The organism is Pseudoalteromonas sp. SS15 (assembly GCF_049257195.1).
In the GTDB taxonomy this organism is placed as follows: domain Bacteria; phylum Pseudomonadota; class Gammaproteobacteria; order Enterobacterales; family Alteromonadaceae; genus Pseudoalteromonas.
Map to the genome: position 1 here is coordinate 30,159 of NZ_JBMMUD010000003.1, position 13,872 is coordinate 44,030.

The following is a 13,872-nucleotide window of genomic DNA, read 5'->3' on the forward strand; positions in this document are numbered from 1 at the left end:
ATGTTCGATAGTGTTTTAATGGTATGTGCAGGTAATATCTGCCGAAGTCCTACCGCTGAATATGTTTTAAAAAGCAAGTTAGCGGGCAAAAATGTCAAAGTGAGTTCTGCAGGTTTAACTGCCCTTGAAGGTAAATCAGCTGATAGCTTTGCGCAAGAATTAGCGCTGCAACATGGCGTTGATATGTCTGAGCATAAAGGTCAGCAAATCAGTACAAGCCTTGTGACTCATAATAGTGTGATCTTGGTCATGGAGAAACGTCACCTAGAAGACTTGTGTACACGTTACCCTCAAGCTCGAGGCAAAACATTTCTCCTTGGTAAATGGTTAGGCGACAAAGAAGTACCTGACCCGTATCGACAAAGCCGTGAAGCCTTTGAACATGTCTACGAATTAATCGATAGCGCGTGCAGCGCTTGGCAGAAGTATTTATAAGGATGAAAGAGTCAATGAATGCTCAATCAAACCTATTAAGTGGCTCGCAACAAAAGCAGTCTACAGAACAAGCGCAAGAAATCGATTTAATGGCCTTGTTAGGCGCTTTGCTTGATCGAAAGTGGTTCATTATTGCTGTTACAGCCTTATTTATGATTGTTGGTGTTGCAGTTGCAGTATTTAGTACGCCGATTTATCAAGCGACTGCGATGATCCAGGTAGAAGAAAAAGGTGGCTCGGTCCCAGGTTTTGATGAGCTTGGCGGTATGTTTGAAAGTACCTCGGCGGCAGTAACCGAAATCGAACTATTAAAATCTCGTAGCATCATTGGTGAGGCCGTAGACAGTTTAAAGCTAGATATAGTGGCTGAGCCTAAACTTTTCCCAGTTATTGGCGGTAGAGCCTTTCGTAAATTCACGCCTATGCAAGAAGGTGAATTAGCAGAGCCAAGTTTTGGGGCATCTAGTTATGCGTGGGGCGGCGAGAAAATAGAAACATTTAAATTCGAAGTACCACCAAATGCAATTGGTGATGATTTTACTTTGGTTGCGTTAGCAAATAACCAATTTGAACTGCTTAATGATATTGGGGATAGCGTTCTAAAAGGCAAGGTAGGTGAAGAGGTATCAAACGGCTCGTTTTCAATAACATTGAAAACTTTAACTGCTCGCCCTGGCACTGAGTTTACCTTAACTAAGCGTGATCGCTTAAATACCATTCTTGATCTGCAAGCTGCAATCGGTGCGAGTGAAAAAGGTAAAGATTCAGGCATTATCAACCTAAGTCTACAAAGCGCTGATTCTTCCTATGCTGAATCTGTTCTTAATAAAGTGGCAAGCATTTATGTTCGCCGGAATGTTGAGCGTAATAGTGCCGAAGCGCAGAAGTCATTAGATTTTTTAGAATATCAACTCCCTCAAGTTAAAAAGCAACTTGAAGCTGCAGAGCAGCGTTTTAATGATTATCAGGTAAAACAGCAATCAGTTGATATTACGCTCGAAACCGAAGGCGTACTAAGACAGCTTGTTAAGCTTGAAACGCAATTACAAGAACTTGAACTTAAAAAGTTAGAGTTAGGTCGTAAATTCAAGCAAAGCCACCCAAGCTACCAAGCAGCCGTTGAGCAAATTAACGCGGTTGAGAACCAAAAACGCCGCTTAGCAGCTGAAGTGCAAGTGTTACCAGAAACACAGCAAGAACTACTTCGCCTAACACGTGATGTTGAAGTCAATAATGAGATTTACACATTGCTATTGGCAAAAACACAAGAGCTAGACATTGTGCGTGCTGGAACCGTAGGTAATGTACGTGTGATTGACCTTGCCGAAGTAAATACCTCAAAGCCAGTTAAACCTAAAAAAGCGCTAATAGTAGTTATGGCAACTATGCTTGGTGGCATGCTAGCAGTAGCCATTGTACTGATTCAAAAAGCAATTCATAAAGGTATTGAAGACCCTAGTGAAATTGAAGCATTGGGTTTACCTGTTTATGCAAGTGTGCCTTATTCAGAATATCAGGTTAAGCTGACAGGTTTTGCAAAAGCCCGAAAAGGTAAAACGGCCAAAGCTAAGTCGATACTAGCAGTCGATAACCCGGCAGACCTTTCAATTGAAGCATTGAGAAGTTTACGTACAAGTCTGCACTTTGCAATGATGGAAGCCAAAAATAATGTCATTGCTATTTCAGGTCCAAGCCCTGGCGTAGGTAAGTCATTTATTTCAGTAAATTTAGCTACTGTACTCGCACAAAGTAATAAAAAAGTGCTTATTATTGACGCTGATATGCGAAAAGGTTACCTACAAACCCAGTTTGGCATGCAATGGGACAACGGCTTGAGTGATTACCTTTCTGGTCGAATTAACTTAGAACAGGCCGTTAAGCATAGCCAAGTTGAAGGGCTAGATGTAATGACTCGAGGTCAAATACCACCTAACCCTTCAGAGCTACTAATGCACGAAAACTTTTCAAAACTGGTTGAAGACGTGAGTACTAAATACGATTTGGTTATTATTGATACGCCGCCAATTCTTGCGGTGACAGACCCTGCGATTGTGAGTGCGCATGCAGGTAGCACATTGCTTGTAACGCGTTTTGGTCAAAATCATGCGAAAGAGCTAGAGATTACTCGCAATCGTTTTGAACAAAATGGGATTGATGTTAAAGGTGTTGTATTCAACGGCGTAATTAAAAAGGCTAGTAATGCTTACGGTTACTATGGATATTACAACTATGAATATAAATCTGATAAGTAAGTATGGTTTTATGGTTAGAAAAGCATGAAAATGGACAGCGTTTTTTATTCAAAGAAGTTGTGTGAATTAGGTGAAGGTATTTTCTATGACTCTATAGGGGGGAATATACTTTGGCTAGATATAATAAACTCAACTTTATTTATAAAGCGTATTGATAAATCAGATAATGTGATGAGATTTAATCTAGATTTAAATCCTAGTACGATCTTTAAGGTAGAGTTACCTCATGTGTATTTTTCTGATGCAAAAGGTATCGCTGTATTTAACACTGATTCTCAGCAGACTAAAAGGTTATACGCATTGGGAGAAAATATATCAGATGGACTTGATATGAGGACGAATGACGGAGCGATGCTTGATGGTAAGTATCTTTTCGGAACTATGTTTAAAGACCCGTCAAAAGGAAAGGGGAAGCTTTTTTTATATGACCCCAACAATTCAAAACTATTATCATCCGTAGCAAATATTTCTATTCCTAATACATTTATCGAATTAGATGACGAATTACTAATAAGTGATTCGCAAGAGCAAAAGGTATACGCTTATAATAAGCGTAGCTTGTTTTCTGAAAGGCGAGTCTGGGCTGATTTTTCTGATACAAATATGACACCTGATGGTGGATGTTTATCTATCGACGGAAAAGTATTTATAGCTATGTGGGGCGGCGCATGCGTGAAATGTTTTGACTTAAAAGGCAATGAGCTTCATGAGATAAATGTTCCTGCTTTACAACCTACAAACTGTGTCATTTCGGATTCAGAACTTTATGTAACTACAGCGCGAGATGGACTTTCGGACGACGAGCTGGTTACATATCCGTTGTCAGGAGCTTTATTTAGATTTCAATTAGGAGAAGTATGTGGATAAGTTACTTGTAAGTGTCGTGATACGAACTCTTAATGAAGAAAGGTACCTGGAAGAGCTTTTAGCTAGCATAAAGGTTCAAGAATCAGATTTATTTGATATTGAAGTTGTGTTAGTTGATTCTGGTTCTACGGACAACACCTTACCAATAGCAAAAAGCTATAACTGTCGAATTACATATATCAAAAAGAGTGAGTTTACATTTGGTCGTTCACTAAATATTGGATGTGAGTTTGCTAATGGTGACTTCCTCGTGTTTATCAGCGGGCATTGTATTCCTTGTGACAAAAGCTGGGTTGAGAACCTTGTTAAACCGTTGGTAGAAACATGTGATTATACATATGGTAGGCAATTGGGTAGGGATACAACTAAGTTTAGTGAACGCCAGCTATTCTTGAAATATTTTCCAGAAAAATCATCTATACCTCAAGAAGGTTTTTTTTGTAACAACGCAAACTCTGCATTAAGGAAGGATGTTTGGGAGCAATTTAAGTTCGATGAGCAATTGACTGGTTGTGAAGACATGTATTTAGCAAAAGACATTGTAGCTAAAGGCGGGTTAATTGGTTATGTTGCAGAAGCCGGTGTTTATCATATCCATGACGAATCATGGAAAAATGTTCAAATTCGTTATGAACGAGAAGCAATAGCCCTCCAAAAAATAATGCCTCAAGTGCATGTCAGTGTTCAAGACATGATCAAATATATTGTGGTAGGGATTGTAAAAGACGTAAAAATTTCGATAAAGAAAAATGTATTTTTTAAAGAAATCTACTCCATTATTCGCTTTCGAGTTGCGCAATATTATGGCGCGTATAAAGGGAATCACATCAATAGAAAGTTATCCCAACAAATGAAGTTGAAATACTTTTATCCAAGGGTAACTGATATGAAAGTAACTACAGAATATAAAGAAGTGAAAGGGTCAGAGGAATGTCAAAAATAGTCGCATTATTACCAATGAAAGCGAATAGTGAGCGAGTTAAAGGTAAAAATTTTAGAAAGCTTGCTGGTAAACCTCTTTTTCAATGGATTTTGGACGCCTTACTGGCAAATGATCAGATTGACCAAGTTGTTATTAATACCGATGCTAAGCATATTCTTTTAGAAAATGGATTAGTTGAGTCTGAAAGGGTCGTCATTCGTGAAAGAAAGCCTCATTTATGTGGGGATTTTGTTAGCATGAACTTGATTCTAGAAGACGATATTGAAAATGTGCCAGCAGATTATTATTTGATGACGCATACAACCAACCCACTTATAACTGACAAAACAATTTATGAAGCGATAAATAAATTTGTCAATCAACAAGAATTTGATTCACTATTCAGTGTTAATAAAATTCAAACACGCTTTTATCGTGATGATTTATCACCTGTGAACCATGATCCTGACAATTTAATTAGAACTCAAGATTTAGAACCCTGGTTTGAAGAAAACTCTTGTTTATTTTTATTTACAAGAGAGAGCTTTGGCAAAACAAATGCTCGTATTGGTAAGAAACCAATGATGTATCAAACACCAAAACTCGAATCTGTCGATATAGATGAGCCAGAGGACTGGGAACTAGCAAGTGCATTAGCTGAGCGAATCGTAAATTCACCAAATAAGGAAGAGATTTAATGAAAGTTTTAGTTACCTGCCCGCCGATGATCGGTTTATTTGATGAATTTGTTGAACCAGCAAAGGAATTGGGGATTGAAATAGTTGCAGCGAAAACAACCCAAGTTCTTTCGGAGCAAGAATTAATTGAACTACTGCCAGAGTATGACGGTTGGATTATTGGTGATGATCCTGCCACGAGACAGGTTTTTGAAGCCGGTGTTAAAGGAAAATTAAAAGCCGCTGTAAAGTGGGGAATTGGTGTTGATAATGTAGATTTTTCTGCTTGTAAAGATTTAGGAATTCCTATTACAAATACACCTAATATGTTTGGTGGAGAAGTTGCTGATGTAGCTATATCTATGTTACTGGCACTCACAAGACAGACTCATTTTATTGATCGAGAAATACGAACTAACTTTTCATGGCCTAAACCGGCAGGTATGAGTATTAGTAATAAAAGGGTTGGCATCGTTGGTTTTGGTGATATTGGCCAAAGCGTAGCTAAGCGATTAATGGGGTTTGATGTTGAAGTAATTGCTTATGATCCTGGTGTTTATGGTAATAAAGGGTTCTCTTATATTACGCGCAGTGATTTCCCTCAACAGTTAGAAAGTATAGATGTTTTAATATTTACGTGCGCATTAAATGATAAAAATAAACACATGTTGAATAAAGAAACAATAGCGATGTTAAAAGATGGCGCAATGGTCATCAACGTAGCTCGAGGTCCTCTAATTGATGAATCTGCGCTCATTGATGCATTACAGAGTGGTAAGCTCAAAGCTGTTGGCTTAGATGTATTTGAAGTTGAACCACTACCAAAAAATTCTCCGTTAAGAGATATGGAGCAATGTATTTTTGGCTCGCATAACGGTAGTAATGCTGTTGAGGGAGTTCAGAGAGCGACTTATAAAGCATTAGAGCATATATCATCATTCTTAATGGACAAGTAATGACTGAAAAATTTGTATTAATTACAGGCTCGGCAGGTGGAATTGGCCGGGCTTTGGTTACAAAGTTCATAGCTGAAGGGTACAGTGTTATTGGGCTAGACCTTAACACTCAGCCAAAAGTAGAGGGCTTATTTCCTTTACAAATAGACATTAGGCGTCTTGTAAAAGAAGCTGATTATTTGGCTACCCTAGAAGAGTCGGTAAAAGAGTTAACCTCTGGAAAAGGGATCTCTGTATTAATCAATAATGCTGCAGTCCAACTTTTAGACACAGCTCAAGATTTCCCGCTTGATGACTGGATGCGAACTTTTGATATTAATTTACATGCCCCTTTTATTTTGTCTAAAACGTTTTATAAAGCATTATCAGATAATAACGGTTCTGTAATTAATGTGAGCTCAATACATGCTCGCTTAACAAAAAAAACGTTTTCAGCATATGCAACATCAAAAGCAGCTTTAAGCTCCCTTACCCGTAATCTAGCACTAGACTTTCAAGGTAAAGTTCGTATTAATGCCATTGAACCTGCTGCCATTGCCACTGATATGCTCAGAGAAGGTTTCATTGGTAAAGAGAATGAGTATGGTAAATTAGAGTCCTATCACCCGCAAGGTAGAATAGGTACACCTGAAGAGGTAGCAAATTTAGCTTATTATCTTTGTAGTGATGCTTCTGGTTTTTTACATGGTAGTTGTATTGCTTTGGATGGTGGTATATCAGGTTGTTTAAAGGATCCGTCATAGGGTTTTAAAGTAATGGCTAATTTTCATTTATTCTTTTGGGTATATCAGATTGAGCTTTGAAAAAAAAATTGCTTTATTTTATACATTTGGTGCGCTCTTAAATAAAGCAATTCCTTTTCTGTTACTCCCATTTTATACTCGAGTAATGACAGTTGAAGACTTCGGGATATATGGTATTTTTATGTCCTTGTTCAGTCTGTCTGCTGTTTTTGTAGGTTTAAAGCCAAATACATATATCGTTAAAGAGCTGTCCAGTAAGACGAATAGAGCTAAAGATACACATTACATTATTGTAGCTTGCTTCATAATTATACCTTTATCTGCCTTTGTTGTTTCGCCTTTTATTTTTTTTATAACAAAACTTTCTTTTGATAATGAGTTTAATCATTTTTTTGCTTTTGTATGCATTGTTATTTTGTCTGTTTTGCAGGCTCTTAGAGTGGTTGTCGAGAGTGTTTATCAGGCCAACAACAAAGTCTTCAAAGTTTTGGTCTTACAAATATCAGTAACTTTAATTTCCGCAATATTTGTTTTTATAACATACTTTTTTGTTGGAATTAGTTGGGAAGAGCGTGTACTTGCAGAAGTTAGTGCTGCGGTATTCGTTAGCTTGATAATGTTCTATTTCTTTCAATTCAATTTTAGAAGGTTTAGAAGAAAGCTTTTAAAGTTAAAGGTTATTGATTCAGCGAAGTTCCTTACGCCTCTTGTATGGCACTCATTATCAGTAGTAGTCTTAAATCTATCGGATAGATTAATTTTAAACTATTATTTTGGCCAGCAAGTCGTAGGAAAATACATAGCTGCTTATACAATATCCATGGTTTGTGGTGTAGTATTTGATGCGGTTATTAGAGCTTGGTCGCCTTATTTTTTTGCAAATGCCAAAAAAAGTAAACACTCTGAATTAATCGTTTTTAGGGGCTCGATTTATCTCAGTCTTTTAGCTTTATTTCTTGGAGCTTTGGTTGCAATAGTATTGTCGAATATATATAGCCTAATATTACCTGATTCTTATAGTGGTCTAAGTATGTTAATCATCATTATTTCTTTTGCTTATTCAATTGAAGGTGTTAGGAAGTTTTTCTGTTGTTATTTGTATTTATCAAACTCCACAAAGTTCATTGCTAGCTTATCTTTATTTACTGCATTTTGTAATTTAATATTGAATTTTATTTTTGTGCCTACTTTTAGTGATGTAGGTGCAGCAGCTACAACATTAATATCATTTTTATTTATGACATGTGTAACTATGGTTTTTTCCTTGAAAAAGCGAAAAGAACTATTAGAGTTGGAGGTATCTTGAGCGTAAATGGTAATGTCTGGGTTGTCTTTGATAGCCGTAATGATGGACATAGATCTGGTTATATAGAATATTTTAAAAGTAGGTTTAATGCTCGAGGTGCTAAGAGTATATTCGACGCTTTTTTTAAAAACACTATTTTTAGTACGTTAGACGGTAATGAAAAGTATTTTTTTCCAATCGCAATCATTAATTTGCTCTTTGGCTTTAAAGTTGTTGCATTCTCCATAAGACCTCATGATAAAAGGGGGTGGTTTACTTATATAATATGGAAGCTCTCATTAACTGTTTTGGCTAAAAGTGGTAAGTTGTATATGATTACACCAGTTGTTAAAGGTAATCATAAGAAATCCTGTCGTTCTATAATTTCATATTTTGATTATTATCCTGACCCCGAATTAAGTGGTTTAGGGCAAGTTGAAGTAGATAAGAGATTGGGAGTTAATAAGGATTTTGATTTGACTATAATAGGTGAGATTAAAGAAAATAAAAACGTAGAGCTTTTCTGTAATATCACAAAGTCAGCTAAGTTAAAGTCAGGAAGTGTTGGTAGGATAGCTAATCCAATTTTGGAAACTAAACTTATTAATGCAAAATCTACTATAATAAACAAAAGAGTAGAACTATCTGTCTTGTATGATCACATACGCCGAACCAAAGTAGTCTTTTGTTTGTATATTAAAGACCAGTCAAGTGGCATAGTATTTAAAAGCTTGCAACAAGGAACCCCTGTTTTGATTTGGGAGGATAGTTTTATCTCAACGTTTGATTTTAAAGGGGCTATTAAAGTGCCTAGAAATCTTTTTTATAGTGAGATAATACCTTTCGCAGAAGAGTACATAAAAAATATTCCTTCTAGTGAAATAGTACGCGACTTTGAAATTAAAAGTCAAAATCAAAGGTTGTTGTCAATAGAAATTGACTTGAGAATTAAGGGGTAGGTAATTATATATGTCAAAGTTTATAGTTGTTTGTAATGGTCCAAGCTTAAAAGAAATAGATTTTAATCATTTTGAAGGAAATACGATTCTAACCTCCAACAGGGCATACCTTTCATTCAATGATTTTCCGGATGGCATACATCATATACATATCGTTGTTAATAAGCTTGTCGCTGAGCAGTTCTCTGATGATCTAGAGGCTTTAAACTGTGATGTATACACATTAAAAAGATATAGAAGCTTCTTTAAAGATGATACTAGAGTAAAGTTTTTAGATGAGCTACCCGGGGCTGGTTTCTCTGACAATATGGATGATGGTGTTTTTGTCGGGGCAACGGTAACTTACCCCATGATTCAAATTGCAGCTTCAATGGGTGCTAAAGATATTAATATTGTAGGTTTAGATCACTCTTTTCCTGTGAGTGATCAACCACACAAAACCCTCGATGGTTTAAAAAAAGACGTGAACCATTATTTGCCAAACTATTTTCCCAAAGGTATTGCATGGCAAGCCCCAGATCTTCTAGAGTCTGAGTTAAATTATGCGTTAGCAAGTTTATTTCTTGCAAAGAAAGGGGTGACAATAAGAAATTACTCTAAAGCTAGTGAACTTAGTATTTTTCCAAAGTATAAATATTCTAGTAAAGATGGTTTCACTGATTCAAAACTTGAAGATGGTACGATTTCATTATCTGAAATTGCTAAAGAATATAATCTTACTAACCAAGGCAGGATGCCTATGCTAGGCCATTTGTTAGTTTCGCGAAATTTTAAAAAGCTAGCTCCTTTTCTTGCTACAGCATTTCTATTGGCTAGTGTGTACTTTGGATATGTTTCTCTGTATGTTCCGCTGACTTTATCTATACTCCTCCTACCTTTAGTTGCTAGTAAATTAGTTTCTTGGGTTAGGGCCTTTAGAAGGAGAAATAGAGTCGAGTTGTTTTTTTCCATAATAGCACTCTATTTATATTCCTGATGAAAAACTATATTGAATCAACAAATGTTGGAAATAGCAGGGCAGTTTTACTTGCTGCCCCCTTAGTTATTTACGGAATTGGTTTTCTTCTGTATCTATTTATAGGGTTGGATACTGGTTATATCAATTTTGAAGGTGTACTGTTTTATATTTTAGTCCCTTTATTTTCATCATCTGCAATGCTTATAGCAACAAAGAATGTTGGAAGAGGGGCCCCTGTTTTCAAATATAAAAAGCTCCTATTATGCTTTTTGTTCATTTTGCCATGCCTTTTACTAGCTGATAGAGCTCAAGATATTTATAGGTTTGTTATACTAAACTGGAATATTAGGGAGCTAAATGATTCTGGAATAGGTTTTAGTTTTGTTGGTAAAATTCTAATGCTTTTGGTTTTTATGTATTTTTATTCTGTAATTGTTACAAAGAACTATTTGCCAATTTTGTGCTTTATTCTAGTAATGTTACTTTTAGGTAATAGGCAAATTTTACTTTTTTTTTCGGCATTTATTTTCGTTGATGTATTACTGAAAAATCAATGGTGCAAGATTAAATATAAGCTGCTCCTTGCTCTCTGCTCTCTAATTTTTATAGCTTTTCTATATCAGTTTGTCAGGGCTGGTATGTCATCAAACTTTTTATTAGGTTTACTTGCTGTTAGCGGACAGGGACAGGATCTAAATACTTTTTACGCTGTTTTAGGTTGGTTTACACTCTATTTTCCGAACCCTACAGTTTTTAGTATGTTCTATGGGGAGTTGAGACCTGAAATCCCACCATTTGTATATACATTTAAGTTTTTAAGAGATATTTTTTATACTCCATATGATATACAGAATTATATGTATCACATTCAGTTTTCGGTTGATTCTTTAACTCAAGTTTTTGGGCGTCAGTGGGCAAGTGGTTATCTGCAAATATACCTTGATTTTGGTTATTTAGGTTGTTTGTTTTTTGTGATTTTAACCCATGTAACGGCTTTCTTCTCAAGATATTCCTACTTAGCTTCTAGGGTTTTTTGTGCTGCTATACTTATGAACTTGTTTATTTTCCCTCTACGAGATGTAATTATTCTTGTTATGGTGGTATTCTTTTTAGTATTTGAAATTTTATTCAAAAAATACTTTATATCTACAACAAATATTTTAAGGTAAAATATATGTCTAAAGTGGCATTAATAACAGGGGTTACCGGTCAGGATGGCTCATATTTAGCAGAGTTTTTGCTTGAAAAAGGTTATGAGGTTCATGGTATTAAACGTCGTGCTTCAAGCTTTAATACTGAGCGTGTAGATCATATCTATCAAGACAGGCATGAAGAAAACCCTAATTTTTTCCTTCATTATGGTGACCTAACAGATACTTCAAACTTAACTCGTATTCTTAAACAAGTACAACCTGATGAGGTATACAATCTAGGTGCTCAAAGCCATGTAGCTGTATCGTTTGAAGCACCAGAATATACTGCTGATGTAGATGCAATTGGTACACTTCGCCTGTTAGAAGCAATCCGTTTTCTTGGATTAGAGAAAAAGACTAAATTCTATCAAGCTTCAACGTCTGAGCTTTATGGTGAGGTACAAGAGATCCCACAAAAGGAAACTACGCCTTTTCACCCTCGCTCACCTTACGCTGTCGCAAAAATGTATGCATACTGGATTGCGGTAAATTACCGTGAGTCTTACGGTATGTATGCATGTAACGGTATTTTATTCAACCACGAATCTCCTCGTCGTGGTGAAACGTTCGTAACGCGTAAAATCACACGCGGTCTTGCTAATATCTCTCAAGGTTTAGAGAAATGTTTATATCTAGGTAATATGGATGCGTTACGTGACTGGGGTCATGCAAAAGATTATGTTCGCATGCAGTGGATGATGCTTCAGCAAGATACACCAGAAGATTTTGTAATCGCGACAGGTAAGCAAATCTCAGTAAGAGAGTTTGTATCTTTATCAGCAAAAGAGCTGGGTGTAACACTTGAGTTCAGCGGCGAAGGTGTTGATGAAATAGCAACAGTGGTTGCGATTGAAGGCGAAAACGCAGAGGCATTGTCAGTAGGTGATGTGATTGTTCGTGTAGATCCGCGTTATTTCCGTCCAGCAGAAGTTGAAACATTACTGGGCGACCCAACTAAGGCGAAAGAGAAGTTAGGTTGGGAACCAGAAATTACAGTAGAAGAAATGTGTGCAGAGATGGTTCAGCACGATTTAGCTAAAGCGAAGCAGCATGCATTATTAAAGTCTCACGGCTATGATGTGAGTGTTTCAGTCGAGTAACCCCAAAGCAGCAAGTCAGAAATTAAATGATAACCCAGCTTATGCTGGGTTTTATAATGGATAAAGAAATGAGTTCTAAAACAGTGTTTGTCGCGGGCCATAATGGTATGGTTGGCAGTGCGATTGTTAGAAAGTTAAAGCAATCAGAAGATATCAAGGTTATTACAAAAAGCAGAGCGGAGCTAAACTTGCTTGACCAGCAGGCGGTTCGTACATTTTTTGAAGAGAATCAAATAGACCAAGTATATCTTGCTGCGGCAAAAGTAGGCGGGATTGTAGCGAATAACAGTTACCCTGCAGAATTCATTTATGAAAATCTAACGATTCAAAATAATATCATCCATAGTGCACACTTATCTGATGTTAATGATTTGCTGTTTTTAGGGTCAAGTTGTATCTACCCTAAATTTGCAGAGCAACCAATGACAGAAAGCGCACTGTTAACTGGTATTTTAGAGTCTACTAATGAGCCTTATGCGATAGCTAAAATTGCAGGTATCAAACTGTGTGAATCCTATAATCGTCAATATGGTCGTAATTATCGCTCTGTTATGCCAACCAATCTATATGGTGAAAATGATAACTTCCACCCTGAAAACTCTCATGTTATTCCAGCACTTATACGTCGCTTTCATGAAGCGAAATTGGCAGGTGATGATAAAGTGATTGCGTGGGGTACAGGTAAGCCGATGCGAGAGTTTTTACATGTAGACGACATGGCAGCTGCCTCAATCCATGTAATGAACTTAGATGCAGAAACATACAGTGCAAATACACAAGAGATGCTAAGTCATATCAATGTAGGCACAGGCGTAGATTGTACAATTAGAGAGCTTGTCGAAACAGTTGCGAAAGTAGTCGGTTTTGAAGGTGCTATAGAATTTGATGTGACTAAGCCTGATGGCACGCCGCGTAAACTGATGGACGTGTCTCGCCTTAAGTCACTGGGGTGGGAATATAGCATCTCCCTAGAGGCAGGTTTAAAAGATACATATGAATGGTTTTTAGCAAACCAAGATAACTTTAGAAAATAATTGAGAACATAGGATGTTTCTAGACAAAAATACGTTTTCGACAGTAATAGAAAGCGCGCCACTTGTTTCAATCGATTTGGTTATATTAGATGAAAATAACCAAGCACTGTTAGGTGAGCGGCTAAATAAACCAGCACAAGGGAATTGGTTTGTGCCTGGCGGACGGATTTTAAAAAATGAATCGCTTGCAGAGGCATTTGAAAGGTTAACTCAAGAAGAGCTTGGCGAAGTATTTCCACTCTCAGAAGCGACTCTTTTAGGGCCTTACGACCATTTTTATGATGACAATGTTTTTGGTGATGGCTTTAGCACACATTATGTCGCCATTGCTTACATCTTAAGGTTGAGCAAACCGTTAAATGACTTACCGCATGATATTCAACATGGTAAATATCAATGGTTCGATATAGGCAGCCTATTAGAAGACAAAAAAGTCCATAAGCATACAAAATGGTACTTTGAAGCATTACAAAAAACACAGGGATAAAGAA

Annotated in this window: 14 protein-coding genes; all 14 read left to right on the plus strand. The window is 36.8% G+C overall.

Going from position 1 to position 13,872, the window contains the following annotated elements; translation table 11 throughout:
• The 14 genes from AAEU28_RS07190 to AAEU28_RS07255 all read left to right on the plus strand — a co-directional run bounded on the left by AAEU28_RS07190 (nucleotide 1) and on the right by AAEU28_RS07255 (nucleotide 13,868).
• Nucleotides 1-435 (plus strand): low molecular weight protein-tyrosine-phosphatase, encoded by a 435-nt coding sequence (locus tag AAEU28_RS07190; RefSeq protein ID WP_138568519.1) that lies wholly within the window; start codon nucleotides 1-3, stop codon nucleotides 433-435.
• Between the two features lie 14 nt (nucleotides 436-449).
• Nucleotides 450-2,687 (plus strand): polysaccharide biosynthesis tyrosine autokinase, encoded by a 2,238-nt coding sequence (locus AAEU28_RS07195; RefSeq protein ID WP_421963516.1) that lies wholly within the window; start codon nucleotides 450-452, stop codon nucleotides 2,685-2,687.
• A 30-nt stretch (nucleotides 2,688-2,717) separates the two neighbouring features.
• Nucleotides 2,718-3,554, plus strand: coding sequence for an SMP-30/gluconolactonase/LRE family protein (locus AAEU28_RS07200; RefSeq protein WP_421963517.1), 837 nt, complete (start codon nucleotides 2,718-2,720; stop codon nucleotides 3,552-3,554).
• Complete coding sequence (locus tag AAEU28_RS07205; protein WP_421963518.1) at nucleotides 3,547-4,497, plus strand: glycosyltransferase; 951 nt, start codon at nucleotides 3,547-3,549, stop codon at nucleotides 4,495-4,497. Before AAEU28_RS07200 ends, AAEU28_RS07205 begins: the two co-directional genes overlap by 8 nt.
• Entirely contained in the window at nucleotides 4,485-5,174 is a 690-nt protein-coding gene (locus AAEU28_RS07210; protein ID WP_421963519.1) for a cytidylyltransferase domain-containing protein, read from the plus strand. Before AAEU28_RS07205 ends, AAEU28_RS07210 begins: the two co-directional genes overlap by 13 nt.
• The gene (locus AAEU28_RS07215) at nucleotides 5,174-6,109 is read left to right on the plus strand and encodes a phosphoglycerate dehydrogenase (protein ID WP_421963520.1); all 936 of its coding nucleotides are present in this window, start codon (nucleotides 5,174-5,176) and stop codon (nucleotides 6,107-6,109) included. The genes AAEU28_RS07210 and AAEU28_RS07215 overlap by 1 nt, the downstream gene beginning before the upstream one ends.
• Nucleotides 6,109-6,852, plus strand: coding sequence for an SDR family NAD(P)-dependent oxidoreductase (locus AAEU28_RS07220; RefSeq protein WP_421963521.1), 744 nt, complete (start codon nucleotides 6,109-6,111; stop codon nucleotides 6,850-6,852). The genes AAEU28_RS07215 and AAEU28_RS07220 overlap by 1 nt, the downstream gene beginning before the upstream one ends.
• A gap of 49 nt (nucleotides 6,853-6,901) precedes the next feature.
• Nucleotides 6,902-8,158, plus strand: coding sequence for an oligosaccharide flippase family protein (locus tag AAEU28_RS07225; RefSeq protein ID WP_421963522.1), 1,257 nt, complete (start codon nucleotides 6,902-6,904; stop codon nucleotides 8,156-8,158).
• Entirely contained in the window at nucleotides 8,155-9,096 is a 942-nt protein-coding gene (locus tag AAEU28_RS07230; protein WP_421963523.1) for a hypothetical protein, read from the plus strand. The genes AAEU28_RS07225 and AAEU28_RS07230 overlap by 4 nt, the downstream gene beginning before the upstream one ends.
• A 10-nt stretch (nucleotides 9,097-9,106) precedes the next feature.
• Nucleotides 9,107-10,072, plus strand: a complete 966-nt coding sequence (locus tag AAEU28_RS07235; RefSeq protein WP_421963524.1) for a hypothetical protein — start codon at nucleotides 9,107-9,109, stop codon at nucleotides 10,070-10,072.
• On the plus strand, nucleotides 10,072-11,223 hold the full coding sequence (locus AAEU28_RS07240) for a hypothetical protein (RefSeq protein ID WP_421963525.1): 1,152 nt from the start codon (nucleotides 10,072-10,074) through the stop codon (nucleotides 11,221-11,223). The genes AAEU28_RS07235 and AAEU28_RS07240 overlap by 1 nt, the downstream gene beginning before the upstream one ends.
• Before the next feature lie 5 nt (nucleotides 11,224-11,228).
• Entirely contained in the window at nucleotides 11,229-12,347 is a 1,119-nt protein-coding gene (gene gmd, locus AAEU28_RS07245; protein WP_421963526.1) for a GDP-mannose 4,6-dehydratase, read from the plus strand.
• Nucleotides 12,348-12,415: 68 nt separating this feature from the next.
• Nucleotides 12,416-13,381 carry a GDP-L-fucose synthase gene (fcl, locus tag AAEU28_RS07250; protein WP_421963527.1) on the plus strand — a complete coding sequence of 322 codons (966 nt, stop codon included), beginning with the start codon at nucleotides 12,416-12,418 and terminating at the stop codon, nucleotides 13,379-13,381.
• Nucleotides 13,382-13,394: 13 nt separating this feature from the next.
• On the plus strand, nucleotides 13,395-13,868 hold the full coding sequence (locus AAEU28_RS07255; RefSeq protein WP_421963528.1) for a GDP-mannose mannosyl hydrolase: 474 nt from the start codon (nucleotides 13,395-13,397) through the stop codon (nucleotides 13,866-13,868).
• Nucleotides 13,869-13,872: the final 4 nt, after the last annotated feature.

Coding starts and splice junctions, on each gene's coding strand:
- AAEU28_RS07220 (WP_421963521.1), top strand. CDS start 6,109: ATGACTGAAAAATTTGTATTAATTACAGGCTCGGCAGGTGGAATTGGC.
- AAEU28_RS07190 (WP_138568519.1), top strand. CDS start 1: ATGTTCGATAGTGTTTTAATGGTATGTGCAGGTAATATCTGCCGAAGT.
- AAEU28_RS07200 (WP_421963517.1), top strand. CDS start 2,718: ATGGACAGCGTTTTTTATTCAAAGAAGTTGTGTGAATTAGGTGAAGGT.
- AAEU28_RS07215 (WP_421963520.1), top strand. CDS start 5,174: ATGAAAGTTTTAGTTACCTGCCCGCCGATGATCGGTTTATTTGATGAA.
- AAEU28_RS07240 (WP_421963525.1), top strand. CDS start 10,072: ATGAAAAACTATATTGAATCAACAAATGTTGGAAATAGCAGGGCAGTT.
- AAEU28_RS07235 (WP_421963524.1), top strand. CDS start 9,107: ATGTCAAAGTTTATAGTTGTTTGTAATGGTCCAAGCTTAAAAGAAATA.
- AAEU28_RS07195 (WP_421963516.1), top strand. CDS start 450: ATGAATGCTCAATCAAACCTATTAAGTGGCTCGCAACAAAAGCAGTCT.
- fcl (WP_421963527.1), top strand. CDS start 12,416: ATGAGTTCTAAAACAGTGTTTGTCGCGGGCCATAATGGTATGGTTGGC.
- AAEU28_RS07255 (WP_421963528.1), top strand. CDS start 13,395: ATGTTTCTAGACAAAAATACGTTTTCGACAGTAATAGAAAGCGCGCCA.
- AAEU28_RS07210 (WP_421963519.1), top strand. CDS start 4,485: ATGTCAAAAATAGTCGCATTATTACCAATGAAAGCGAATAGTGAGCGA.
- gmd (WP_421963526.1), top strand. CDS start 11,229: ATGTCTAAAGTGGCATTAATAACAGGGGTTACCGGTCAGGATGGCTCA.